At 68.9% G+C, this 23180-nt stretch carries 23 protein-coding genes; 13 read left to right on the top strand and 10 right to left on the bottom strand.

Features of this window, described 5'->3' with window-relative positions:
* The first annotated feature begins 11 nt into the window (after positions 1–11).
* The 5 genes from AC1D0A_RS07475 (at position 12) to AC1D0A_RS07455 (ending at position 3986) form a co-directional block, all read left to right on the top strand.
* Positions 12–965 (top strand): carbohydrate kinase family protein, encoded by a 954-nt coding sequence (locus AC1D0A_RS07475; protein WP_476945479.1) that lies wholly within the window; start codon positions 12–14, stop codon positions 963–965.
* Between the two features lie 13 nt (positions 966–978).
* Entirely contained in the window at positions 979–1491 is a 513-nt protein-coding gene (locus AC1D0A_RS07470) for a YbhB/YbcL family Raf kinase inhibitor-like protein (RefSeq protein WP_476945478.1), read from the top strand.
* Between the two features lie 196 nt (positions 1492–1687).
* The gene (locus AC1D0A_RS07465; protein ID WP_459383583.1) at positions 1688–2506 is read left to right on the top strand and encodes an HAD family hydrolase; all 819 of its coding nucleotides are present in this window, start codon (positions 1688–1690) and stop codon (positions 2504–2506) included.
* Positions 2507–2792: 286 nt separating this feature from the next.
* Positions 2793–3056, top strand: coding sequence for a hypothetical protein (locus AC1D0A_RS07460; protein ID WP_476945477.1), 264 nt, complete (start codon positions 2793–2795; stop codon positions 3054–3056).
* Positions 3057–3143: 87 nt separating this feature from the next.
* Positions 3144–3986, top strand: a complete 843-nt coding sequence (locus AC1D0A_RS07455) for a glycerophosphodiester phosphodiesterase family protein (protein ID WP_028275963.1) — start codon at positions 3144–3146, stop codon at positions 3984–3986.
* A 13-nt stretch (positions 3987–3999) separates the two neighbouring features.
* On the opposite strand, the gene AC1D0A_RS07450 is transcribed toward AC1D0A_RS07455, so the two are convergent.
* The gene (locus tag AC1D0A_RS07450; RefSeq protein WP_476945476.1) at positions 4000–4926 is read right to left on the bottom strand and encodes an NAD(P)H-hydrate dehydratase; all 927 of its coding nucleotides are present in this window, start codon (positions 4924–4926) and stop codon (positions 4000–4002) included.
* Positions 4910–5641, bottom strand: coding sequence for a histidine phosphatase family protein (locus AC1D0A_RS07445; RefSeq protein WP_459383585.1), 732 nt, complete (start codon positions 5639–5641; stop codon positions 4910–4912). The genes AC1D0A_RS07450 and AC1D0A_RS07445 overlap by 17 nt, the downstream gene beginning before the upstream one ends.
* A 186-nt stretch (positions 5642–5827) precedes the next feature.
* On the opposite strand from AC1D0A_RS07445, the gene AC1D0A_RS07440 reads away from it, so the two are divergent.
* Positions 5828–6952, top strand: coding sequence for a glycerate kinase (locus AC1D0A_RS07440; RefSeq protein WP_459383586.1), 1125 nt, complete (start codon positions 5828–5830; stop codon positions 6950–6952).
* A 37-nt stretch (positions 6953–6989) separates the two neighbouring features.
* Here the strand turns inward: AC1D0A_RS07440 and AC1D0A_RS07435 are convergent, their stop codons facing one another.
* Positions 6990–7697, bottom strand: coding sequence for a DUF6766 family protein (locus tag AC1D0A_RS07435; protein WP_253906706.1), 708 nt, complete (start codon positions 7695–7697; stop codon positions 6990–6992).
* Positions 7694–8194, bottom strand: coding sequence for a DUF6328 family protein (locus tag AC1D0A_RS07430; RefSeq protein WP_028275968.1), 501 nt, complete (start codon positions 8192–8194; stop codon positions 7694–7696). Before AC1D0A_RS07430 ends, AC1D0A_RS07435 begins: the two co-directional genes overlap by 4 nt.
* Before the next feature lie 222 nt (positions 8195–8416).
* Between AC1D0A_RS07430 and AC1D0A_RS07425 the strand changes: the two genes are divergently transcribed.
* Both AC1D0A_RS07425 and AC1D0A_RS07420 read left to right on the top strand, forming a co-directional pair.
* On the top strand, positions 8417–9334 hold the full coding sequence (locus AC1D0A_RS07425) for an SDR family oxidoreductase (RefSeq protein WP_476856099.1): 918 nt from the start codon (positions 8417–8419) through the stop codon (positions 9332–9334).
* Positions 9335–9406: 72 nt separating this feature from the next.
* Entirely contained in the window at positions 9407–9928 is a 522-nt protein-coding gene (locus AC1D0A_RS07420) for a hypothetical protein (RefSeq protein WP_476945475.1), read from the top strand.
* Between the two features lie 139 nt (positions 9929–10067).
* Here the strand turns inward: AC1D0A_RS07420 and AC1D0A_RS07415 are convergent, their stop codons facing one another.
* Complete coding sequence (locus tag AC1D0A_RS07415) at positions 10068–11423, bottom strand: uracil-xanthine permease family protein (protein WP_476945474.1); 1356 nt, start codon at positions 11421–11423, stop codon at positions 10068–10070.
* A gap of 231 nt (positions 11424–11654) precedes the next feature.
* Between AC1D0A_RS07415 and AC1D0A_RS07410 the strand changes: the two genes are divergently transcribed.
* From AC1D0A_RS07410 to AC1D0A_RS07400, 3 genes are all read left to right on the top strand, one after another.
* Positions 11655–12260, top strand: a complete 606-nt coding sequence (locus AC1D0A_RS07410) for a malonic semialdehyde reductase (protein WP_476945473.1) — start codon at positions 11655–11657, stop codon at positions 12258–12260.
* A gap of 245 nt (positions 12261–12505) precedes the next feature.
* Positions 12506–13075 carry a hypothetical protein gene (locus AC1D0A_RS07405; RefSeq protein WP_243178291.1) on the top strand — a complete coding sequence of 190 codons (570 nt, stop codon included), beginning with the start codon at positions 12506–12508 and terminating at the stop codon, positions 13073–13075.
* Positions 13076–13243: 168 nt separating this feature from the next.
* The gene (locus AC1D0A_RS07400) at positions 13244–14392 is read left to right on the top strand and encodes a GGDEF domain-containing protein (protein WP_028275974.1); all 1149 of its coding nucleotides are present in this window, start codon (positions 13244–13246) and stop codon (positions 14390–14392) included.
* A gap of 1 nt (position 14393) precedes the next feature.
* Here the strand turns inward: AC1D0A_RS07400 and pgm are convergent, their stop codons facing one another.
* Positions 14394–16055: a phosphoglucomutase (alpha-D-glucose-1,6-bisphosphate-dependent) gene (pgm, locus tag AC1D0A_RS07395; protein ID WP_476945472.1), complete on the bottom strand. Its 1662-nt coding sequence runs from the start codon at positions 16053–16055 to the stop codon at positions 14394–14396.
* A 148-nt stretch (positions 16056–16203) separates the two neighbouring features.
* Here pgm and AC1D0A_RS07390 point away from each other — a divergent pair, with 148 nt between their 5' ends.
* Positions 16204–16875, top strand: coding sequence for a DUF4190 domain-containing protein (locus tag AC1D0A_RS07390; protein WP_476945471.1), 672 nt, complete (start codon positions 16204–16206; stop codon positions 16873–16875).
* 31 nt (positions 16876–16906) lie between these two features.
* On the opposite strand, the gene AC1D0A_RS07385 is transcribed toward AC1D0A_RS07390, so the two are convergent.
* The 4 genes from AC1D0A_RS07385 to AC1D0A_RS07370 form a co-directional block, all read right to left on the bottom strand.
* Positions 16907–17761, bottom strand: a complete 855-nt coding sequence (locus AC1D0A_RS07385; protein WP_476945470.1) for a phosphotransferase — start codon at positions 17759–17761, stop codon at positions 16907–16909.
* 4 nt (positions 17762–17765) lie between these two features.
* Positions 17766–19271, bottom strand: coding sequence for a peptide MFS transporter (locus tag AC1D0A_RS07380; protein ID WP_216699111.1), 1506 nt, complete (start codon positions 19269–19271; stop codon positions 17766–17768).
* 137 nt (positions 19272–19408) lie between these two features.
* Positions 19409–20542, bottom strand: coding sequence for an alcohol dehydrogenase catalytic domain-containing protein (locus AC1D0A_RS07375; protein WP_476945469.1), 1134 nt, complete (start codon positions 20540–20542; stop codon positions 19409–19411).
* A 537-nt stretch (positions 20543–21079) separates the two neighbouring features.
* Entirely contained in the window at positions 21080–22555 is a 1476-nt protein-coding gene (locus AC1D0A_RS07370; RefSeq protein WP_476945468.1) for an amidase, read from the bottom strand.
* A 288-nt stretch (positions 22556–22843) separates the two neighbouring features.
* Between AC1D0A_RS07370 and AC1D0A_RS07365 the strand changes: the two genes are divergently transcribed.
* Positions 22844–23170: a rhodanese-like domain-containing protein gene (locus AC1D0A_RS07365; protein ID WP_028275982.1), complete on the top strand. Its 327-nt coding sequence runs from the start codon at positions 22844–22846 to the stop codon at positions 23168–23170.
* Positions 23171–23180: the final 10 nt, after the last annotated feature.

The following is a 23180-nucleotide window of genomic DNA, read 5'->3' as shown; positions in this document are numbered from 1 at the left end:
AGAGTATGGTCATGCTCACAGTTATTGGCGAGGGGCTGGTTGATGTAGTCCAGCGGTCCTCCGGCGTCCAGGCCCATGTCGGCGGCAGCCCCCTCAACGTGGCCGTGGGGCTGGCGCGGCTGGACCATCCGGTCCAGTTCATCGGCCGCTACGGCCGCGATGCGTATGGTGAGGCCCTCGCCGCGCACCTGAAGTCGAGCTCCGTGCTGCTCCCGCTGGGACCCGACGAGCTGCCCACCAGTGTGGCCGCCGCCCTGATCGACGACGCCGGCGCCGCCACGTACACATTCGACCTCGCCTGGGAGCTTCCCGGCGTCGCGGCGCGCCTGCCGTTCCTGCTTCAGGGAACCACGCTGCTGCACACCGGTTCGATCGCCACCATGCTGGCGCCGGGCGCCGCCGACGTGTTTGCCGCCGTCGAGCGCGCCCACCCGTCCGCCACCATCAGCTTCGACCCCAATTGCCGACCCAGCATCATCCCGGACGTGGACTACGCCCGCGGGCAGGCCGAAAAGTTTGTGCGCCTCGCCGACGTTGTGAAGGCCTCCGACGAGGACCTCGAATGGCTCTACCCGGGCGTGGACCCGCTGGACTCGGCCCGCCGCTGGCAGGCGATGGGCGGTTCCGAAGGGCCGGCGATGGTGGTGGTGACCCGCGGCAGCAAGGGGCCCTGGGGCATCAACGCTGCCGGTGAGGCGCAGTTCCCCGCCCCTGAGATCAACGTCGCGGACACGGTCGGCGCCGGGGATTCGTTCATGGCCGCGCTCCTGTCCGGCGTGGTGGATCTGGGCCTGGACGGGGCACAAAACCGCAAGGGCCTGCGCGAACTCTCCGCCGAAAGCCTCCGCGATGTCCTCGCCCATGCCTCCCGGGCAGCAGCGGTCACCGTGTCCCGCGCCGGCGCGAACCCGCCCACGCGCGCGGAACTGGCACGGATGGAAATGGGGGCCCAGCCCCTGCAGTGAGTGAAAGGCAGCCATGACACGCCACGATGTTCCGGTGTTCCCCGTCCGCAGTGAATCCTACGCGGAGGGCCAGACGCTCCCGGCCGCCCAGCGCAGCGGCAAAATGCGCGCCGGCGGCCAGGACGAATCCCCGCAGCTGAGCTGGAGCGGCGCCCCGGCCGGCACCAAGGGCTACGCGGTGACGATGTTCGACCCCGATGCCCCGGGGCGCGGCGGCTTCTGGCACTGGGCCGTGCTGGACGTCCCCGCCGACGTCACCTCGTTACCGGCAGGTGCGGGCGCCGAGGGCGGCAGGCTCCTTCCCGCGGGCGCCATCCAGTTGAAGAACGACGCCGGGTTCCATGGCTACCTGGGCGCCGCACCGCCTCCCGGACACGGGCCGCACCGGTATGTCATCACCGTCCACGCGCTCGACATCGCACCTTCCGGACTCAACGAGCGCACCGCCCCGGGCAGTCTGGAGGCGAAGCTGTCGCAGCACACCCTGGGCCGGGGCACGCTGACCGGCATCTTCGAACGCCACTGAGCCCGCCTCCGCCGAGCTCGCCGTCGCCCCGCCTGCCCGCCCGCCGCCACCTGCCGCCGTCCCTGTCGCCCCTGACGCCGAGCTCGTCGGAACCTGCCCAATTCGCCGTGATTGTCCGGCGAACCCGACGCGGTCCGGCGAACTCGGCGAATGCGGCCGCGAGGGCCTGCCGCCCCGGCGCACGTAGACTGGCACTATGCGGCTGGTAGCAAGTGACATTGACGGAACGATCCTCGGCCATGACGGCAAAATCAGCGACCGGACCGTCCGCGCGTTCAACGCCTGCCGCGACGCCGGGCTGGAACTGGTGTTCGTCACCGGACGGCCGCCGCGCTGGCTCCACCCCCTGCAGGACCAGCTGGGGCATACCGGAACGGTCATCTGCTCCAACGGCGCCGTCGTGTGGGACCTCGAGGCGGACCGCCTGCTCTCGGCGCGGACACTGGACCTCGACGCCATGTTCGAGGTCCGCCGCATCATCAAGCGGCTGCGTCCCTCCGCGCTGTTTGCCGCCGAAACCCTGACCGGCTTCCATCTGGAACCGGGCTTTATCGAAAACGGCTCGAGCGAACTGCTCGGGGAATTCACCCCGGCCCCGCTTCACACCACCCTCACCGAGGCGGACGCCGTGGCGAAGTTCCTGGCCATTGTCCGCGAAGGCACCGCCGACGAGTTCCTGGCCGAGGTGACGCCCGCCGTCGCCCATCTGGCCGCCGCGACGCACTCGGCGCCGAACATGGCCCTCCTCGAGCTGTCCCTGCCCGGCGTGAACAAGGCCGTGGCCCTGGCTGAATATGCGTCGTCCCTCGGCATCGGCGCCGCGGACGTGGTGGCATTCGGGGACATGCCCAACGACATCGAGATGCTTCGCTGGGCCGGGCACGGCTACGCGATGGCCAGCGGCCACCCGGAAGCGATCCGGGCCGCCGGCCGGCAGGCCCCGCACTTCGACGACGACGGCGTCGCCCAGATCCTCGAGTCAAAGCTCGCCGAGCTCGGCGTCCGGCTGCCCTAAAACCCAGACCCAGGTCCATCCCCACGCCCGCCTCAGGTCCCATGTCCCCACGCCCGCCCCCGGCCCGGGTCCCCGCGCCCGCCCCCGGCCCGGGTCCCCGCGCCCGCCCCCGGCCCGGGTCCCGGCCCCCGGCGCGGCCTCACGTCCCCGCACCCGGCCCGGTCCCCGCACCGATCGCACGGTTCACGGTGGACACCGGATTCCCAGCGGACGGTCAACTGGCGTTCACCTTGGCCTCCTAGGCTGAAAGCTCGCGACGAAACGTTTGACCGAGAGTGGGGACATCATGGCCAGGCACCGCATCAACAACACGGACGAACAACCCCTTCACCCGGTGGAACCGGACCGGCACTGGCGGCAGCTGCGCCAGGGTGACCGCGTCAGCGTCCGGCTCGCCCCGGGCGTTGAGACCGGTGGGCTTGTGGACGCCGTGACGGCGGACCACAGCGTGGTCTGGGTCGACCTCGACGGCGGCCGCGGCCGCACGCTGCTGCACTGCAGCGACGGCGTCGAAATCCGCCAGCAGACTCCTGACACGCCGTCCCGCTGAGGCCCGCTGATCCGGCCCGCCAGTATCGGCCCGCCAGCCCGGGTCGAATCCGGTCCCGGCGGCCCAAAGCTCGGGTACGCTTCAGGAGTGACTGACCTGCACCCCTACTTTGCCCCTCGCGGGGATCGCGACGGCGGCCCGGCGGGCGCCGCCACCCCGGCCCCGGGCGGTTCCCGGGCGCCGCTGGCGCTGGCCCACCGGGGCTTTTCGCTGGACGGGCTGGAGAACTCGATGGCCGCGTTCCGCGCCGCCGTCGACCTCGGGTTCCGGCATCTGGAGACGGACGTGCACACCACGGCCGACGGCGTGTTGGTGCTTTTCCACGACAAGACCCTGGACCGGATCACGGAGGGCCGGGGCCAAATCGCTGACCTTCCGGCCTCAACCGTGGCCCGGGCCAGGATCGGCGGGACCGAACCGATCCCGCGGTTCGATGAGTTGATCGCTGCCTTCCCGGACGTCCGGCTCAATATCGACGTCAAGGACTGGAACTCCGTGGGCACCCTGGCCTCGGCGATTGAACGCCACGGATTGCACGACCGCGTGCTGGTGGCCAGTTTCTCGGACCGGCGGCGCCGGGCAGTGCTGAAGCAGCTGAGCCGTCCCGCCGCGAGCTCGGCCGGCATCGTGTCCAACGCCGTGTTCGTCCTGCTGGGCCCCGTGCTGCCGACGCCGCTGATGTCCGCCGTGGTGCGCCGGGCACTGCGCGGAGTCCACGCCCTGCAGGTCCCCGTCCGCTACGGCGCCGTGCCCGTGGTGACGCCGGGCTTCATCCGGCGGGCACACCGGCACGGACTGCAGGTCCACGTGTGGACAATCAACGAGCCCGCGGAAATGCACCGGCTGCTTGACCTTGGCGTCGACGGGATTGTCACGGACCGCGCGGACCTGCTCAAATCGGTCCTCCAGGAGCGCGGAACCTGGTCCTGAAGGATCGCACCGCTCAGGCGGAAAGTTCCATCATGAGTGGCGGCAATTCGTCGGTTAGCTCCCGGGCGAGATAGCCCAGCCCGCCCAGCCGGCTGGCAAGGCGGTCTCCGGCCGCAGCATGCAGATGCGTTCCCCAGCAGGCGGCCTGCGCATTGCCCGTTCCCCTGGCGCGGAGGCCGGTGATGGCGCCGGAGAGGACATCCCCGCTGCCCGAGGTGCCCAGCCCGCTGTGCCCTGTGGTGATTTCCCAGAGGCCGGCCCCGGACGCGGCAGCCCTGCTGCTGCGGGGTTCTGCGATGGCCCCCTGACACGTGACCACGGCCCGGTATTTGGCGGCCACCTCAGGGAGCTGGCGGTGCAGGTCCTCGACCTCCCGCCCGAGCAGGATGCCCGCCTCCGTGATGTTCGGGGTCAGGATCAGCCGGCCGGCCCACGGCGCCAGTTCGGCTTCGAGTTCCGGGACGCTGGCCAGGGCAAAAGCATCCAGGACAATGCACGGCGGGCTGCCCGGGGTGCCTTGGAGGAGCTCGCGCAGCAGCGCCGTGGTCTGGTCCTTGTCGTCCAGGCCCGGCCCCACCAGGACGGCGTCGGCGGTTTCCAGCTCGGCGGCCAGGGACCCGGCGGCGGAACCGACCACGGTCCCGGCCGTTGTTTCCGGCAGGCCAAGGACACCGGCTTCGGGCAGGGCGATGGCGAGCGGCACCGCCACGGACTCCGCCACGGCCAGGGTCAGCCGGCCCGCGCCCGCGCGGAGGGCGGCGACGCCGGCGAGCAAGGCCGCTCCGGGCGTCTTGCGCGCACCGCCGATCACCAGCACGGAGCCCCGGTCATCCTTTCCGGAGCCGCCGTCAGGGAGCGGCCAGGCGCGCAACAAAGCGGGGGTGACGGCCTCGGCCCGGGGGCGGCGTTTCGCCTGCCGGGAGTTAGCGGGGGTGGACATCGGCGTCTCCCGAGTGCTGGGTTACCGGGACACCTTCGCTCGTGAGGTGGTCGGCCATATTGAACGCCTCCAGCTGCCATTCCCCCCGGCCGCCGGGCCGGACGAAGCGGCTGACGGAGGCGTTGAGGATGGTGGACGCGGCCGCGATGTCCAGCAGCTGCTCCTCCGAGAGCCCCTCCAGGATGTAGCGGATGAGCAAGATCACGGCGTCGTGGCAGACCAGCAGGACGCCCCCGCCCGGATGCCTGTTGTCGAGGTCGGCGAGCAGCGAGCGAAGCCGCAGCACCACGTCCGCCCAGGACTCGCCGCCCGGGGGCCGGTAGTAGAACTTGCCGAGCCACCGCCGCCGGCCGGCCTCCTCCGGGAGGCGGGCTTCCACCCCGGCCGAAGTGAGCATGTCCAGGATGCCGAGCTCACGGTCGCGCAGCCGCTCATCGATCAGGACAGATGTTTGCCAGCCGCCGGTCTGGACGGCGAGTTCCGCAGTCTGGCGTGCGCGCAGGTAGGGCGAGGACCAGACTGGCGTGCGCCGGCCGTCCGGGTAGCCCGCGAGGAGCCTGCCCAGGGCCAGCGCCTGCTCCCGTCCCGTGTCCGACAATCCGACATCCGCATCCCGGGCCGGGACATCAATGACATGCGCGCCGGCCTGCTGAGCCAGCGTGGCGGCAACGTTGCCCTGGCTTTCACCGTGCCGCACCAGCAGTAACTCAGTCACGCCCGGAACGCCGTGTCCGTAGTGGCTCACCGATCCCCCTATCCGTTGCTTTCCAACGTTGTCCTCTGCCGGGGCTGGCCCGGGCTGGAATATGTGTGGCAGACAGGTTACTCCCAGTGGCACGGATTTGTCCCTGCACCGGCGATGGGGCAACATCGGGGGCCGCCGGGCTGGCAGGATAGAGCCATGCGCATCCTCATCGCCCCGGACAAGTTCAAGGGCTCCCTCACCGCCGTCGAAGCCGCCGCGGCCATTGCCGAAGGCGCCCTGCGCGTCTACCCCGAGGCCGACGCCATCCAGTTTCCGGTGGCCGACGGCGGCGAAGGGACGCTCGAGGCGGCCGTCGCGGCCGGCTACGAGGAACGGCTCAACGCGGTTGTCGGCCCGATCCTGGCCCCGATCGGTGCCGCGTGGGCCATCCGGGCGGATGCTTTCGGAGGGGCCACCGCGGTGATTGAAACGGCGCAGGCCTCAGGGCTGGCGCACATGGAGCCCACACCGGGCAACGCGCTGCGCGCCCACAGCTATGGCTGCGGCCAGCTGATCGCCGCCGCGCTAGACGCCGGTGCCACGGAAATCGTGCTGGGCGTGGGCGGTTCGGCCATGAGCGACGGCGGCAGCGGGGCCCTCCGCGCCCTCGGACTCAAGCCGTTGGACGCCGCCGGCAACGTGGTGCCCCTCGGCGGCGGGTCGCTTGCCGACGTCGCGTCCGTGGACGTCAGCGGCCTCGACCCGCGGCTGGCCGGGGTGAAGTTCAGGATCGCCGTCGACGTCCAAAACCCGCTGTTCGGCAGCGACGGCGCGGCACACGTGTTCGGCCCGCAAAAAGGCGCCGACGCCGATGCGGTGGAGCTGCTCGACGCAGGCCTGCGCAACTGGGCCTCGGTCCTGCGCCAGAGGACCGGCCGGGACGTCAACGTGCCCGGCGCCGGAGCGGCCGGCGGGTTTCCGGCGTCGTTCCTGGCCTTCAGCACGGCCGCCCTGGAAGGCGGCTTCGAGCTGGTGGCTGGCCTCACCGGGCTGGACGCGAAACTCGCGGTGGCTGATTTGGTCATCACCGGAGAAGGCTCCATGGACAGCCAATCGCTGACAGGCAAGGCGCCGATCGCCCTCGCCGATGCCGCCCAGGCCCTTGGCATTCCGGTGGTCGTGGTGGCCGGACGGATCCTCGTCACCCCAGAGGACCTTGCCCGTCACGGCGTGGTGGCCGCGGCGCAGCTGCTGGACGTCGCCGGCAGCCCCCAGGACGCAGTAGCAAACGCCGCAAAGTACCTTACCTGGGTCACCAGCCAGGTCCTCGAAGGCGCCTGACGCCCCGGCTGGCCGGCCGTGCCGGCCGGCCTGCCGCCTAGGCGCCGGTCTCGTAGTGCGGTTCGGCCACGGGTTTGGACTCGGGGGAGCCCTTCTCGCGCAGGTAGACCGAGGCGCCCACCAGGACCGCCACGGCGAGGAACTCGCTCTGCCAGTTCTGGAAGGACTCGAACCAGAATCGGCTCGTCGCCAGATAGCCCAGCACCGTCACGGTGGGCTGTCCGTGCGCCTCCTGGTCACTGTTGTAGTCCTCCGCGCCGCCAACCGCGTGCAGGGCGATCGACGCCAGGAACAGCAGGAGGAACATGATCGAAAGCGAGTGTTCGTAGAGCTTGAGGACCCAGCCGCCGTGCCGCACCGGCCACGGCGTGGACTCTTTGAGCTTTGCCTGCCGGGGGTCCTCGTCCTGCGGGGAGGTCCGGCCCATCGGCTTGGACTCGGAGGACCCCTTCTGGAACAGGAAGACGGTGAGGATGACGTACATGCCCATCTGCAGGAATTCCGACTCCCAGTTCTCGAAAGTCGCCTCGAGGAAGTTCCCGGTGCCAAGGTACTGCAGGACGGTCACGGCAGGTTCGCCGTGGGCAAGCTGCTCGTCGCTGTAGGTGCTTGCCCCGCTCAGGACCATGCCGCCGAAAAACACGACGAACAGCCCGATATTGGCTAGAAGCAGTCCATGTTCCTTGACCCACTTGCCCATGGTTCCCGAGCCTGCGGTGTGGCGCTCATGTGAAACGTTTGTCATAGCGACTCCTCTTTGCGGGCCCGTCGACGGATCCAGGCAGGGACAAGTACCAGCAGCAGCACCAGCACGGCGAGCAGCCCGACGCCGGCGATCACGCCCGCCGTCCGGCCTACCGTGACATCGAAGATGAGTGAGGTGGTGCCCACGCTCAGCAGCCCCACCCCGGTCAACGAAAACCTGACGATGATGTCCGCGCTGCTCACGAGGGCCTGCTTCAGCCCTTGCCGGAACAGCCGGCGGTGCACGCTCACAGGCAGCAGGATCGTGGCCGTGGTCAGGGCCGCCAGGACGACGTTGGCGAGATACAGGCGGGTCTGGTAGTCATCGAGCGTCTCGAAGCGCGACTGGAACGGCAGCGTCAGGAGGAAGCCGGCGAGAATCTGGACGCCGGTCTGCAGTACGCGCAGTTCCTGCAGCAGTTCGACCCAGTTGCGGTCCATCCGCTCCGCAACGGACTCGTCCCTGCCGTCGTTCTTCGGCACTACTGGGCCAGTCATCGGTACTCCTCCGCAAAATCCTGAAACCAAGGAAACCGCCACAACATGCGGCCCCACCCTCAACCTAGGCTTGAGAGTTGCCAAAAACAAGTTGGTACTAAGCTTGCTGACGATATTGTGGTTAGGGTAGAAACTGATTACTTCGCCGGGATGGATTCAGCGGACCCCCGCCACACGGGACCGATGAACATCCCTGGAAACCGACACGTTGTTAGGTGGACTATGAGCGACTCAAGCGAACGGCAGGACCAGCCCAAGCAGCCCGAACAGCCCCGCGATCCGCGCGCCGGCTACCATTCCGGCCCGTTCCCGGAACAGGTCCAGAAGCAGCCCGGCCTCACCGCGCCTATGGAGCCCAAGCCGGACCACGGCGAGGAAAGCTACCGCGGCAGCGGTGCCCTGAGCGGCAAGGCCGCCCTGATCACCGGCGGCGACTCCGGGATCGGCAGGGCGGTGGCGATCGCCTTCGCCCGTGAGGGGGCCGACGTCGCCATCTCCTACCTGCCGGAGGAAGAAGACGACGCGCAGGACACCGCCGAGTGGATCCGAAAGGCCGGCCGCAAGGCCCTGCTTCTCCCCGGCGACGGGCGCAGCGAGGACTTCGCGGCTGACATCGTGAAGGCGACGCTGGCCGAATTCGGGCGCCTCGACGTCCTGGTGCTCAATGCGGCCTACCAGAAGAACCGCGAGAGCTTCGAATCACTGCCCACCGAAGAGTTTGATCGAGTTTTCAAAACCAATCTGTACTCCCTGCTCTGGACGGCCCGTGCCGCGGTCCCGCATCTGGAAGCGGGTGCGTCGATCATCACCACTGCGTCAATCCAGGCCTTCAACCCGTCCCCGGGGCTCATTGACTACGCCATGACCAAGGCGGCCCAGGTGGCCTTCACCAAAGCCCTGGCCCAGGAGCTCGGACCCAAGGGCATCAGGGTCAACGCCGTGGCCCCGGGTCCCATCTGGACACCGCTGATTCCGGCCACCGAATGGCCCGACAAGCTCCCGTCCTTCGGCCAGGACACGCCCCTGCAGCGGGCGGGGCAGCCGGCGGAGCTCGCGGCCGCCTATGTCCTTCTCGCCTCCGACCACGGATCCTACATTTCCGGAGCCGTGCTTCCGGTCACCGGAGGCAAAGGCCTCTGAACCCGCTCCGGACCCGTCCACTGCCAGCTAGTCCCATTTCCAGCACCAGTTTCCAGTACCAGGAGGAATGACATGACTGAAAACCAGCAGGATCCCAAGACCGTCACCGAGGAAGCGGGCGGCTACGGCACACCGACCGCCGAGCAGGAGATGGGCGGCGATGGGAAGAAATTCGCCCAGCCCCGCGAGGAGGAGGCCTTCGACGCCGCCGGGCTGAACCAGGACAGCTCCGACGGCGAGACGTATCCGGCCGGCGCGCCGGACCTGAGCCAGTTCGGTGCAGAAGATCAAGACAGTGCAGGAGAACCCGGAGCAGGTCGCTTCGGAGGAGCGGAGGAACAAATGAGTTCAGAAAACGCCAGCGCAACCCCCGGCTTCGACCCGGCCGCCTCGGAGAATTCCGAGGCGGCAGTGCCGTCGTCGGAAGCGGAGATGGACGGGGCCAACACGGAAGAGCCCGACGCCGGTCGGCCCTTCTCCTCTGAGTCCGGACAGGACGCGGCGGGGCTGCCGGACGGCTCCGGGACGGACCTGCCGGAGAACAAGTCGCCGAAGGACCGCGACGATGACAAGGACGCCTTCGACGCCGGCTAGTCCCAGGGCCGTCGCGCCCCGCCACTGCCGGCGCTGCCGGCCGTGACAGCGAAAAGGCCGGACTCCTGCCCGTGGGCGGAGTCCGGCCTTTCTCGTCGGCGGGGTTGCCCGCCCGCCGCGCACTTCCGGGCGGCGTTCTTTAGCGGCGCTTCTTGGGGGAGCGCTTGACCGCTGCCTTGACCGCGGCCGTCGAAGCTGCGGCCGGCGAGGGATCTTCGGTTTCCGGTTCGGCCACCGTGCCGCGCACCTTCGCGATCGCCTTCATGCCGTGGTAGATCACCAGGGCCGCGGCCGAGCCGAGCGCAATCCCGGTGAACTTCAAGTCGCCGATGGTCCAGGTGTAGTCGGCAATCCCGACAATAAGGGCGACGGCGGCCGTGGTCAGGTTGATCGAGTTGGAGAAGTTCACCTTGTTCTGGACCCAGATTTTCACGCCCAGCACGCCGATCATGCCGTACAGCATCGTGGCCGCGCCGCCCAGGACGCCGGCGGGGACCGTGGCGATAAGCTCGCCAAACTTCGGCGAGAAGCTCAGGATCACTGCGAAGCCGCCGGCCACCCAGTACGCCGCCGTCGAATACACCTTGGTGGCGGCCATGACGCCGATGTTCTCGGCGTAGGTGGTCGTCCCGGACCCGCCGCCAAGACCGGCAAGTACGGTGGCGGCGCCGTCGGCCAGCAGCGCGCGGCCGGAGACGCCGTCGAGGTTCTGCCCCGTCATGGCGGACACGGATTTCACGTGGCCGATGTTCTCTGCCACCAGCACCAGAACGACCGGCACGAAGAGGCCCACGACGCCGAGGTGGAATTCGGGGGTCTGGAAATGCGGCAGGCCCACCCACCCAGCACTGTCCACCTTGGAGAAGTCCACCTCGCCCCGGATCATCGCAACAAGGTAGCCCACCAGGACACCCGCCAGGATGCTCAGCCGGCCCAGCATGCCGCGGAACAGCACGCTGACCACGATGATGACGGCCAGGGTGATGAAGGCGGTCACGGGGGCCTGGTCGAAGTTGGCCTTCGCCGCGGGTGCCAGGTTCAGGCCGATCAGCGCCACGATCGCGCCGGTCACGATCGGCGGCATGACCCGGTTGATCCAGCCGGCGCCAAACTTCTGCACCACGGCGCCGACGACGGCGAGGGTCGCGCCTGCCAGGACCACTCCGCCGAGTGCCCCGGGGACGCCGAACTGCTGCTGGGAAGCCATGATCGGCGCGATGAACGCGAAGCTGGAACCGAGGTAGCTGGGCACCCGTCCCTGCGTGATGACCAGGAACAGGAGCGTGCCAATGCCGGAGAAGAACAGGGTGGTGGCTGGCGGCATGCCCGTGATGATCGGGACCAGGAAGGTGGCACCGAACATGGCCACAACATGCTGCATCCCGATCCCCACCGTCAGGGGCCAGGTGAGCCGCTCATCCGGCCTGACGACCTCACCGGGGCGGACGGACTTGCCGTTGCCGTGGAGCTTCCATTTGGTGCCGAGCATGCTCATGCCGGGAGCCTTTCAGAGAATGTGGGGCGGGCGGGAAGGAATCTTCCCGAGCAACTTTACCGCGCAGCATTTCCCGGCCGTCCCGTCGGGCCGGCGTGCTGCGTGCGGGGCCGATGTGCCCGAGGTCACAGGGCGCAGTGGGAAGCAGGCGTCGTCCGTTGAAGTTGCAACTATTGATAGCAGGAGACGCCGGCCGCCCAAGAGTGCGCCGGCCCAGCGAAAGGGATGCCCATGACACTCGCCCACGATGAAGCAGTAATCGAGGCAGCCGCCGTCGACGCCATCTTTGCCGAAGCCCGCACGGCGAACGCCTTCACCGGCGACGTCACCGACGAGCAGGCCCGCGCGATTTACGAACTGACGAAGTTCGGCCCCACGGCGTTCAACTCCCAGCCGCTGCGCGTTACGTACGTGCGCTCCGACGAAGCCCGCGCCACGCTTGTAGATGCGCTGGCCGCCGGAAACCGCGTCAAGACGGCATCAGCGCCGCTCGTCGCGGTCCTGAGCTACGACACCGCCTGGCAGGACCAGTGGGACGCGTTCCTTCCCGGCTACAACGCCCCCAAGGCCATGTATGACGCCGCGCCGGAACTCGCAGCGGCCACGGGCAACAACAACGCCCACCTGCAGGCCGGCTACTTCATCCTCGCGGTCCGCACCCTGGGCCTCGCGGCAGGTCCCATGACCGGTGCCGACTTCGCCAAGATCGACGCCGCGTTCTTCCCCGACGGGAACCAGAAGAGCTTCCTGGTGGTCAACATCGGCCAGCCCGGGGCAGACGCCTGGGGCGAAGCCAAGCCGAAATTCGCCTACGAGGACGTCGTCCGCACCGTCTAACAGCCCCCGGCGCCGTTCTCCGGCACTGTCCTTCCGCGGAGGTGCCTCCGGCACTGTCCTCCCGCGGAGGTGCCTCCGGCACCATGGGGGACAGGCCGGAGGCACTCGGGATGCGATTCTGCGGTTCAGCGCAAGGCCCACATCCAGGGCCACTTCCCATTTTAGTCCGCGCCGTCGCCGCCGGCACTGTGAGTTTGCGGCGCCCGCCCGGCCCCGGAGGCGCCGCGGCGTGGCACACTTTTCCCATGCGGAACCTGATCGCGGTGGCCTTCGTGGAACCGGTAGCCGAGGGGCTCGAGTTTCCCCGGGATGACTGGCCGCTGCACCTCACCCTGGTCAAATTCGACGTGGTCAAGGCCGGCGTCGTGCAGTCCGACGTCGTCGAACCCGGCCAGGAAACCCGCGCGGAACCCGCGCCGGGCACGCCGCCGGCCGCGGGCGATCCGCTCGCCGGCCACATCGCCGCCCTCATGGCGGACCCGGTGGCCGCTGCCCTGGGCTGCCGGATCAGCGTGGGCGGCGAAGCCGGGTTCGGGCGCGCAGGGTCAATCCCGGTCAACCTGATTGAACCCAACGACGAGCTGCAGGTCCTCCACAACGAGCTGGTCCGGATCGTGGATCAGCTGCCCGGCCGGATCTCCACGCCTGCCTTCACCCTGGAGGGGTACCGGCCGCACGTCTCGCACCACGGCGACAAACGGCTCCGGCAGGGCGACACGTTCGCGCTTGACCGAATAGCGCTCGTGGACATGGCGCCTGACGGCGGGCACGCCACGCGCCGGATCCTGAAGTTGTGGACTGTCGGCCAGGCGTAGGCGCCAGAACGGCGTCTGGGGAGGGCACAACGTCATATCCGCGACGCCGGCGCTGGATTCCTGTGGACCGGGTGCCATACTTGGGTCAACTTCGGCAGCTATTCGACGGTAATTCGAAGACGAAGTGAGTATTTCGGGCAAGTCACAGCGGACCGGGGGGACCACTAAATGATGCTTGACGCCGCGACACTGCGGGTTGCCTTGGCGCTTGTCGACCTCACACTGCTCATGCTTTTCTACTTCATTACGTTCCGGCGCACCCGGTCGCACTACAGCGGCTGGTGGTGCATGGCGCTCCTGCTGTTCCTGGTCGGCAACGCCGCGTACCTGCTGGAGGGTACAACGCAGCAGGGGTGGGCCATCCCTGCCGGCAACGTCCTGCTGGTCGCCGGTGCCGCCAGCATCTGGGCCGGCGGTCGATCCCTCCGCGCCCCCTCCCTCCGGCCTTGGCAGCTCGCGGCCGGTCCTGCCGCGACCGCCGTCGCTTCCTTCCTCGGCCACCCGGCCACCAACGTCTGGGCGGGAGGCCCGGTGTACCTGGGATTCATGGCCGTGTTGATCGGCCTGGCATCCCGGGAGCTGTTCCTGCTCGAGCGCGACTACTCGCGCGTCCACCGTCCCCTCGCCGTGGGCGCCGGCATCCTGGCCGTGTTCTACCTGGGCCGCCTCGTCGCTTTCCTGGCGAACGGACCGGACGGTGCCGTCTTCACGTCGGTGTTCGGCTCCGTCCCGATGACGGTCTTCTCGACGATCACGCTCGTGGTTGCTTCCTTCACCATGGCCGAGCTGAGCTACGAACAGCAGACCCAGGACCTCCGGGCACGGGCCACCGTGGACGGCCTCACGGGCCTGCTCAACCGTTCTGCGTTCCTGGACCTCGCCGAAAACGAACTGCGCCGTTTGCGCCGGACCGGCACCACGGCATCGATCATCCTCGCGGACCTGGACCACTTCAAGGCCATCAACGATCAGTTCGGCCACTCGGCCGGGGACTCCGCGCTGCAGGCCTTTGCCAGGGCCTGCTCCGGCACCGTCCGCTCCACCGACCTCGTGGGCCGTTACGGCGGCGAGGAATTCATCCTCCTGCTGCCTGGCGTCACGCCGGACAGGGCACGGGAAATCGCTGCCGACATCAGCGTCCGGCTCCATCAATCCGGGTCCGCAGTCATTCCCCGGCTGCCCACCGTGAGCTACGGCATCGCGTCCACCGGCGCCGGAGCGGGCAGCCTCGACGCCGCAGTGATCTCGGCCGACGCGGCCCTCTACCAGGCAAAGACGCTTGGCAGGGACCGCGCCGAGTTGGCCACCGGCGGCTGAACTACGAGATAACCCCGTCCACCAGCGCCTTCGCCTCGGCCTGGACCTGCTTGAGGTGCTCGGCACCCTTGAAGGACTCGGCGTAGATCTTGTAGACATCTTCCGTGCCGGAGGGCCGGGCTGCGAACCAGGCGTTTTCGGTAACGACCTTGAGGCCGCCAATCGCGGCCCCATTGCCCGGCGCCTCGGTCAGTTTGGCCGTGATCGTTTCGCCGGCCAGTTCGGTCGCGGTAACGTCCGACGGCGAGAGCTTGCCCAGCGCCGCCTTCTGCTCCCGGGTGGCGGCCGCGTCGATCCGGGCGTAGACGGGGTCGCCGAACTGGTCGGTGAGGCCCTTGTACAGCTGCGACGGTGATTTGCCCGTCACCGCCGTGATCTCCGAGGCCAGCAGGGCCAGCAGGATGCCATCCTTGTCGGTGGTCCAGACGCTCCCGTCCATCTTGTTAAAGGAGGCGCCGGCGGATTCCTCGCCGCCGAAGGCGCCCTCTCCGGACAGCAGCCCGGGGACGAACCACTTGAAGCCCACGGGCACTTCGACAAGTTTGCGGCCCAGGCTCTCGGCCACGCGGTCGATGATGGATGAGGAAACCAGGGTCTTGCCGATCACGGACTGCGGGTTCCAGCCGGTCCGGTGCCGGTACAGATAATCGATGGCGACGGCGAGGTAGTGGTTCGGGTTCATCAGCCCGCCGTCGGGGGTGACGATTCCGTGGCGGTCGGCGTCGGCGTCGTTGCCGGTGGCGACGTCGAAGGCTGCGGACCCGTCCGCACCAACAGACATGCGGTTAATCAGGGACGCCATCGCCGACGGCGAGGAGCAATCCATCCGGATCTTCTCGTCCCAGTCCAGCGTCATGAAAGCCCACTGCGGGTCGACGGTGGGGTTGACCACGGTGAGGTTCAGGTGGTGGCGCTCACCGATCTCGCCCCAGTAGTCCACCGACGCTCCGCCCATCGGGTCGGCGCCGATCCGGACGCCCGCCTCGCGGATCGCGTTGAGATCCAGTACCGAGGGGAGGTCGTCGACGTAGCTGCTCAGGAAGTCGAACTTGCCGGTGGTCCCGGCGGCCAGGGCCTCGGCCACCGGAATCCGCTTGACGCCGCGCAGGCCGTTTTCCAGCAGCTCGTTGGCGCGGTTGGCGATCCAGCCGGTGGCGTCGGTGTCCGCGGGGCCGCCGTGCGGAGGGTTGTACTTGAATCCGCCGTCGCCCGGGGGGTTGTGGCTGGGGGTCACCACGATGCCGTCGGCCTGCGGCGCGCCAAGGGCGGCATTGCGGTTGTGCGTCAGGATGGCGTGGCTCAGGGCAGGGGTGGGCGTGTAGCCGTGGCGGGCGTCGATGAGGACGTGCACGCCGTTGGCGGCCAGCACCTCAAGGGCGGAGTTTTGTGCGGGCTCGCTCAGGCCATGGGTGTCCTTGGCCATATAGAGGGGGCCGGTGATGCCCTGGCCTGCCCGGTATTCCACGATCGCCTGCGTGATGGCGAGGATGTGGGGTTCGTTAAAGGACGCCTTCAGGCTCGATCCACGATGCCCGGAGGTGCCGAAGGCCACCCGCTGGCCCGGGTCCGAGAGGTCCGGCGAAACGTCGTAGTACGCATCCAAAAGCGCAGTGAGGTCAACAAGGTCTTGGGGTTGGGCAACTGTGCCCGCGCGGCTAGCCATGGCACCAGCATGCCAGACGAGGGCGGGCTGCAACACGGTTTCGCGCCAAACCCGCTCCTGTGACGAAAGAAAACCCGCCAATAGGCCCGGTCCCAAGCCAACCGTGCGGCGGTACTCTGGATCCAGGGACTTCTTGAGGGGACAAGCCATGACTGAACAGCCAAAACAAGGCAAAGACGAGACCCCGGAGGGCTACCAGCCGACCCTGCGCCTCCCGGACCAGCAACCCGACGTTCCGCCGGGGCAGACACCACCCGCCGGCCAGGACCAGGGACCGTCGGCGACGCAGCAGTTCGCGCAACCCGAATCCCCGCAGCAGCCCTACCCGGGCCAGCAGCCTCACACAGGCCGGCAGCCCGACACGGGCGAGCAGCCTCACGTCGGACAGCAGCCCTACACCGGACAACAGCCCTACACCGGCCAGGCGGCACCTGACCGCGGCCAGTACTCAAGCCCGTACCCCCCGATCTACAGCCAGCCGTCCGCCCCGTATGGCCAGCCGTCGCCGTATGCCCAGCCGGGCAGCCCCAACGCCTACGGCCAGCCCGCGTACTACGGCGCGCCGCCGTCGCCCAAGAGTCTGAGCATCGCCAGCATGTGCTGCGGCATCGCCGCGCTGGTGGGATTCGGATTCTTCCTGCTCCCGCAGCTGGCCGCCGTGATTCTGGGGCACCTGGCCCTGCGGCGCGAACCGGCCGGCCGGGGCATGGCGATCGCCGGCCTGGTGATGGGTTACGTGGGCATCGCCGTGACCATCCTGGTCCTGGTCATTTTCGGACTGGTCATCGGCACCGCGCGCAACAGCGGGTACGGAGCCTAGGTCTGCCCTGTGGCGCCGGAGCCGCGCCTGGTCAGGCTGTCAGAGCAGCCACCAGGGGCTGCGCGTTGGCCTCAAGCCAAGCGCGCCGGCGGTTGATCTGGCCGCCCACGCCGTCCTGCCACATCCGCGCCCAGCCGCCGCCCAGGGCCGCGGCGTTGTGCCGCATCCGCTCGTAGCTGAGCGCCGCGGCGTCGATCCCGGCGCCGGGAACCCGGCGTCGTTCATCCTCGCTCCAGCCGTAGGCGTCGGCGAAGATGCGCAGCCGGCGGAACGGATTCTGGTCTTCCCAGCCCGGCCACGCATCTGACGGGTCGCGGAGCGGCACCCAGCGCATGGCGGTGTTGAGCGAATCGTGAAGTGCCGTGGCGGGTCCGGCGAGGTCAAAATCCACCAGTCCCGCGGCCAGGCCGTCCCGGACCACCACGTTCTGGGGTGTCACGTCCAGGTGGCAGATGAGTCCGGCGGCGTCGGTGGGGTTAGGCCGGACCGGCCGGGGCGGGAACGCGTGGGCCCGCGGCACGAAGCCGGCGGACGCGGTGTGCAGGCGCCGCACCAGGCGGGCCACGGAGGCCAGCAGGTCCTCGGACTGCACCCAGGATTCCGGCGGCGACCCGGCGCAGTCTCCCGGCACGAAGGTCAGGACGTCCCGGCCCTGCGGGTCGCGGCCGAGGAAGCGGGGGGAGCCCTCAAAACCGGCGTCGTCCAGCCAGTCGAGGTACTCGGCGACGGCGAGGGATTGCGCCTGGTGCGGGCGGCGGATGGTTCCGCCAACCCGCACCACGCCGTCGGTGACATCGCCTGCCGGCATGAGTTCGACGTCGGACGCCTCGCCGGGGGCGGGGGTGTAGACGCGCGAAGCAACCGGAACGCGATGTGCGGTGCTCATCGGGTCAGCGTACGCCGCCCATGAGCTTCTTGATCGCCGGGGAGGCGACCGCCAGGCCCACGGCCAGCAGCATTGCGGTTCCGCCGATGCCGATGAAGTAGGGCAGCTCGTCCTGCGGGTTGTACAGACCGGACAGGATACCGGCCAGGGTGGTGCCCAGGGACACGGACAGGAAGAACAGTGCCACCATCTGGGTGTGGAAGGCCTTCGGCGCCAGCTTGGTGGTCACAGACAGGCCGATGGGGGAGAGGAACAGCTCTGCAAGCGTGAACAGAAGCAGGATTCCGACCAGGGCCAGCAGAGGGGTCTTGCCACCGCCGGCCAGCGGAATGAAGGCCAGGAACGCAAGGCCCATCACGAACAGGCCGATCGAGAACTTCAGGGCCGAACCGGGCTGCTTGCGGCCGAGCCGGGTCCAGAGGGCGGCCATGATGCCGGCGAAAATGATGATGAACACCGGGTTGATGGACTGGACCCAGGCGGCAGGCATTTCCCAGCCGAACAGGTTCCGGTCCAGCTTCTCCTCCGAGTACACGGCGATGAAGGTGAACTGCTGCTGGAACAGGGCCCAGAACGCGGCGGAGGCGATGTACAGCGGGATGAATGCTGCGACCCGTCCGCGCTCGGTGGGGGTGACCTTCTTGCTGCTGAAGATCAGCGCGAAGTACAGCACCGACGCACCGATTGCGGCGTAGGCCATGGACATGGCCAGGTTTTCGGCGTTCACCGTGCCGGTCACGAGCAGCACGGCGATGATCAGGGCGATGCCGGCGAAGACGAGGCCGTAGCGGGTGCGCTGGGCGGCCGGGAGCGGGTTCGGTACCCGGTGTGCTTCTTCGGGCAGCTTCTTGCGGCCCAGCGAGTAGATGACAAGGCCAATGGCCATGCCGACGGCGGCAGCGCCGAAGCCCCAGTGGAAGCCCTGGCTTTCCTGCAGCCAGCCGGTGACCAGCGGGCCGATCAGCGCACCGGCGTTGATGCCCATGTAGAAGATGGAGAACCCGGCGTCGCGGCGTTCGTCCTTCTCCCCATACAGGCTGCCGACGAGGGCGGTGGCATTGGCCTTCAGGCCGCCGGAGCCGACGCCCACCAGCACCAGTCCGGCGATCAGGCCGGGTATGCCGGGCACGAGTGCCAGCCCGATGTGGCCGGCCATGATCAGGACGGCCGCGCCGAACAGCACCCGCTCGGACCCGAAGAGCCGGTCCGCGAGCCAGGCGCCGAGGATTGTGGAGAGGTAGACGCCGCCACCGTAGGCGCCGACGAGGCCGGCCGCCAAAGCTTGTGGGATCTCAAGGCCGCCCTGGGCAGCCGTGAAGTACATGTAGTAAAGGAGGATCCCCTGCATTCCGTAGAAGGAGAAGCGCTCCCACATCTCTACGGAGAAAAGGCTGGCCAGCATCTTTGGGTGGCCAAAAAACGAGGTGTCGCCCGGTGTTTTGGTGGGGGGACGTAACGAGGGATCGCCCGGCGTTATAGCGGGGGGATTGGATAAATGAGTTGTGCTCATTTACTTAATGGTGACATTGTGACGCGCGATTGTCACATTCGAGCAGGCCCGAGGCAAGCAGCCCGGATGGTGTTTTGCCTCTCTTTCGCCTCTCTTTCCGCCGGTTTCGCGGGCGTTCCGGGCTGGGCGGTCGTGTCCTAGACGGGCTTGCCGGCGGGCTCGCCGGCGTCGAACATAATGATCTGCCGGATGGCGTGGCCGTCTGCCAGCTGGTCCATGGCCCGGTTGATATCGGCCAGGGCGATGCGGTCCGAGATCAGCTCCTCGACGGGCAGTTTCCCGTCCCGCCACAACTGGGCGTATTTCGGGATGTCCCGCGACGGGACGGCGGAGCCAAGGTAGCTGCCCACGATCGTCCGGGCTTCGGCGGTGACGGTCAGCGGTGCCAGCTGGGCGCGGGCCTCGGGGGAGGGCAGTCCGGCCGTGACGGTGGTGCCGCCGGGGGAGGTGGCGGCAAAAGCGGTCTCGAACGCGCGGGGATTTCCCGCGCACTCGATCACGAACCTGGCTTTGACCCCGGCGTCGAGGACCTGCTGCGGGGTGTATGTCTCGTGGGCGCCGAGGCGGCGGGCGTGATCGAGTTTCTGCTCCAGCGTGTCCACGGCGATGATCCGCGAGATTCCTTGCGAGACGGCGGTGATGAGCGCCGCCATGCCCACCCCGCCGAGGCCGACGATCATGATGCTGTCCTGCGGGCGGGGCCGGGCCGCGTTGAGCACCGCGCCGCCGCCGGTCAGCACGGCGCAGCCCAGCACTGCCGCGATGTCCGCGGGGATGTCGTCGTCCACCGGCACGGCGGAAGCGCGGTCCACGACGGCGTGGGTGGCGAAGCCTGAGACGCCCAGGTGGTGGTGGACGGGCTCGCCGTCGCGGCTCAGGAGCCGGGATCCGTGCAGCAGGGTCCCGTCGTTGTTGCTCTTGGACCCTGCCGTGCAGGGCAGCCGGCCGTCCTCGGCGCAGTTCGCGCAGTGCTCGCAGCGGGGCAGGAAGGACATGACCACCCGCTGGCCGGGCTGCAGGTCCGTGACGCCGGAACCGACCGTCACGATGCGGCCCGCGGCCTCGTGGCCCAGCAGCATGGGTACCGGCCGGACCCTGTTGCCGTCGACGACGCTCAGGTCCGAGTGGCAGATTCCGGCGGCCTCCATCCGGACAAGGATCTCGGTGGGCCCGGGAGCCGCCAGTTCCAGCTCGGAGATGCTGATCGGCCTGGACTCCGCGAAAGGGCGGGGGCGGCCGATTTCCTCAAGTACTGCACCGGTGATCTTCATCGATCCTCTTTCGCGGCCTGGTCGGGTTTGAGTGAACGATAGCCGCCTGCCGCCGTCAGCGTCCATTTGGGGGAGGGGGAGGTCCGACGGCGGCCGCGGGCTTGGGGTGGCTGGGGGCTTGGGGTGGCTGGTTTCCAGTGCCTCGCCGGGGGACATGCCCGTTCTTGGTGCCCGGGGGTGTGTGTCGGCTGAGTTCCTGGATGCCAGTTAGGGACATGCCCACTCTTGGCCCGGGCGTGCGTGTGTTGGTTGAGTTCCGGGGCCTCACCGGGGGACATGTCCATTTGTGGCGCCCGGGCGTGGACAAGATGGCATTATGTCCATCCGCCCCGGCCGCAGGCGGACATGTCCGTGATGAGCACTGGGCATGTCCATTGCGCGGCGTGAGGGGCGGGCGGGTCCGATGCGGGGCCTGAGGAACGGGCACGTCCCGGCTGGTGGAGGACGGACATGTCCGGTGCCCGATGTGAGTTCCGGACATGTCCCCTGCGCGGCGTCAGGAGTGGGCATGTCCCCAGGTGAGTGCCGGGTCCGCGGCTAGAAGCCCAATTGGGCGGCCACCTGCAGCAGGAGCCCCTCGCAGCCCATCGGCCCGATCAGCTGGATGCCCATCGGCAGGCCGGAACCAGGGGCGCCGCCGGTCCAGTGCACCGGGATGCTGATGGCCGGCAGCCCGCAGACGTTGACCATGGATGACCACGGCGCGTACTCGCACTGTTTGCGGTAGTCGCCGTCGGCGTCGCCTGCCCATTCCGCGGCCGGCCAGTAGCCTCCGCCGTGGGTCGCGCCAGTGAACCAGCCCACCGGACGGGGTGTCTGCGCCAGGGCCGGCGTCACTATGAGGTCCCATTGGGCGTACTGGACAATGGTGTCCTGCTGGAACTGCCGGAGGAACCCGAGGGATTCGTTGAGTTTGGCTGCACTGCGCTGCTGTGCCCGCCGGCGGAAAGTCCTCGTGAGCGGCGTCAGGAGCGCCTCGCGCTGCGGCGAGATGCGCGCGCTGCCAATGCCGGCCGTCCACGCTGTGGTGAAAGCATCCGGGTAGCGGTTGTCGTAGCGAATCGCCGCTTCCATGGCCTCGTGCCCCGCCGCCGCCAGCCGCGAGATGCCGTCCGCGAGTGCGTCGAGCGCCTCACTGTCCGGGATGAAGGGAAACTTCGCTTGCCACGGGCTGTCGAGACTTATGCCGATCCTCAGCGGGCGGGGCTCCCTGGCGGTCAGCTCGAGGTAGCTGGCGTGCGCCCGGCCGCCCATGCCCGGACCGCCCGCCCCCTGTCCGCCCGCACCCTGATTGTCCGGGCCCGGCACCAGGGCATCCAGCAGCAGCGCGGCGTCGGCGGCGGAGCGGGCGAGCGGTCCGGCAACCACGAGCTGCGCGGGATCGCCCGAGCTTTCCCCGGCCGGCACCAGCCCACGTCCGGGCTTCAACCCGACCAGCCCGCATGCCGCGGCAGGGATCCGCACGGAGCCCCCGCCGTCGGACCCTGGGGCGAACGGCAACAGCCCCGCGGCCACCGCGGCAGCGCTGCCGCCCGAGGAGCCGCCCGAACTGCGGCTGAGTGCATACGGATTGCGCGACGGCGGGGCGATCCGGTTCTCGCTGTAGGCGGTCAGGCCGAACTCCGGGACCTGTGTCTTGCCCAGCGAGAGGACCCCGGCGGCCTTGAGCGCGGCGGGAACTGCGCCGTCGGCCAGGGCCGGCTTGCGTTCCAGGGCCGCGCTTCCATGCGTGGTGACGACCCCTGCCACATCCGTCAGGTCCTTGAAGGCGACCGGCATTCCATGCAGCAGGGGCAAGTCGCCGCCGTTCCGGCTCCGGAGGGCGTAGCGCCGGTCGGCTGCCGTGGCGTCTTTCCGCGCCTGTTCCGCGGTGACCGTGATGAAGGCACCGAGGTGCGGGTTCTGGGCTTCGACCCGGTCCAGGAAATGATCGGCGGCGGCCCTGGCGGACAGCTCCCCGGAACGGAGCGCATCGCGGAGCTCGACGGCGGAGAGTTCGTGGATTTCAGCCAAGGAGGCGGGACTCCGGCCGTACCTGGGGCCGCGCGGGCCGGCTACCCGGGGGACATGCCCATTCCTGGGACCGGCGGAAGGACACATTTGCATCATGCCCAGCGCTCGCGGCCAGGGCAGGGCATGTCCCGTGGCGGGGGCCGCGGACCGGCCGCTCCGCGGGCTGTTCGGCAGCCATGAGGTCTCCTTTGCGGTCCCCAGAAGCGTAACGTGCCGCCAGCGGGGGTGCGGTGCCAGCGGCGGGGGATACGCTGGGATCGGAGCTTGAATTCTGCGGAAAGGGTCAACATGAGCGACTTCCAGAGCGTAAGCGTGTCTGGCATCCCCGATGGCGCCAAGATCGTGGACGTCCGCGAGGACTATGAGTGGGCTGCGGGCCACGCCGAGGGTGCCCTGCACATTCCCATGGACCAGTTGCCCTCCCGGATTGAGGAGCTGGACCCGGACGAGGACGTCTACGTCATCTGCCGCACCGGCGGCCGCTCCTTCCGGGCCACCCAGTGGCTGGTCGGAATGGGATATTCCGCCGTGAATGTGGCCGGCGGCATGGACCAGTGGGTTGAGACCGGCATGCCGCTGGTGTCCGACAACGGCCTCAAACCGGTTGTCCTGTAACTGAAGAAGG

The sequence above is a fragment of the Arthrobacter sp. P1_D4 genome (assembly GCF_056406115.1).
Note: the sequence above shows the minus strand (reverse complement) of the source record. Positions and strands in the feature narration are given on the sequence as shown.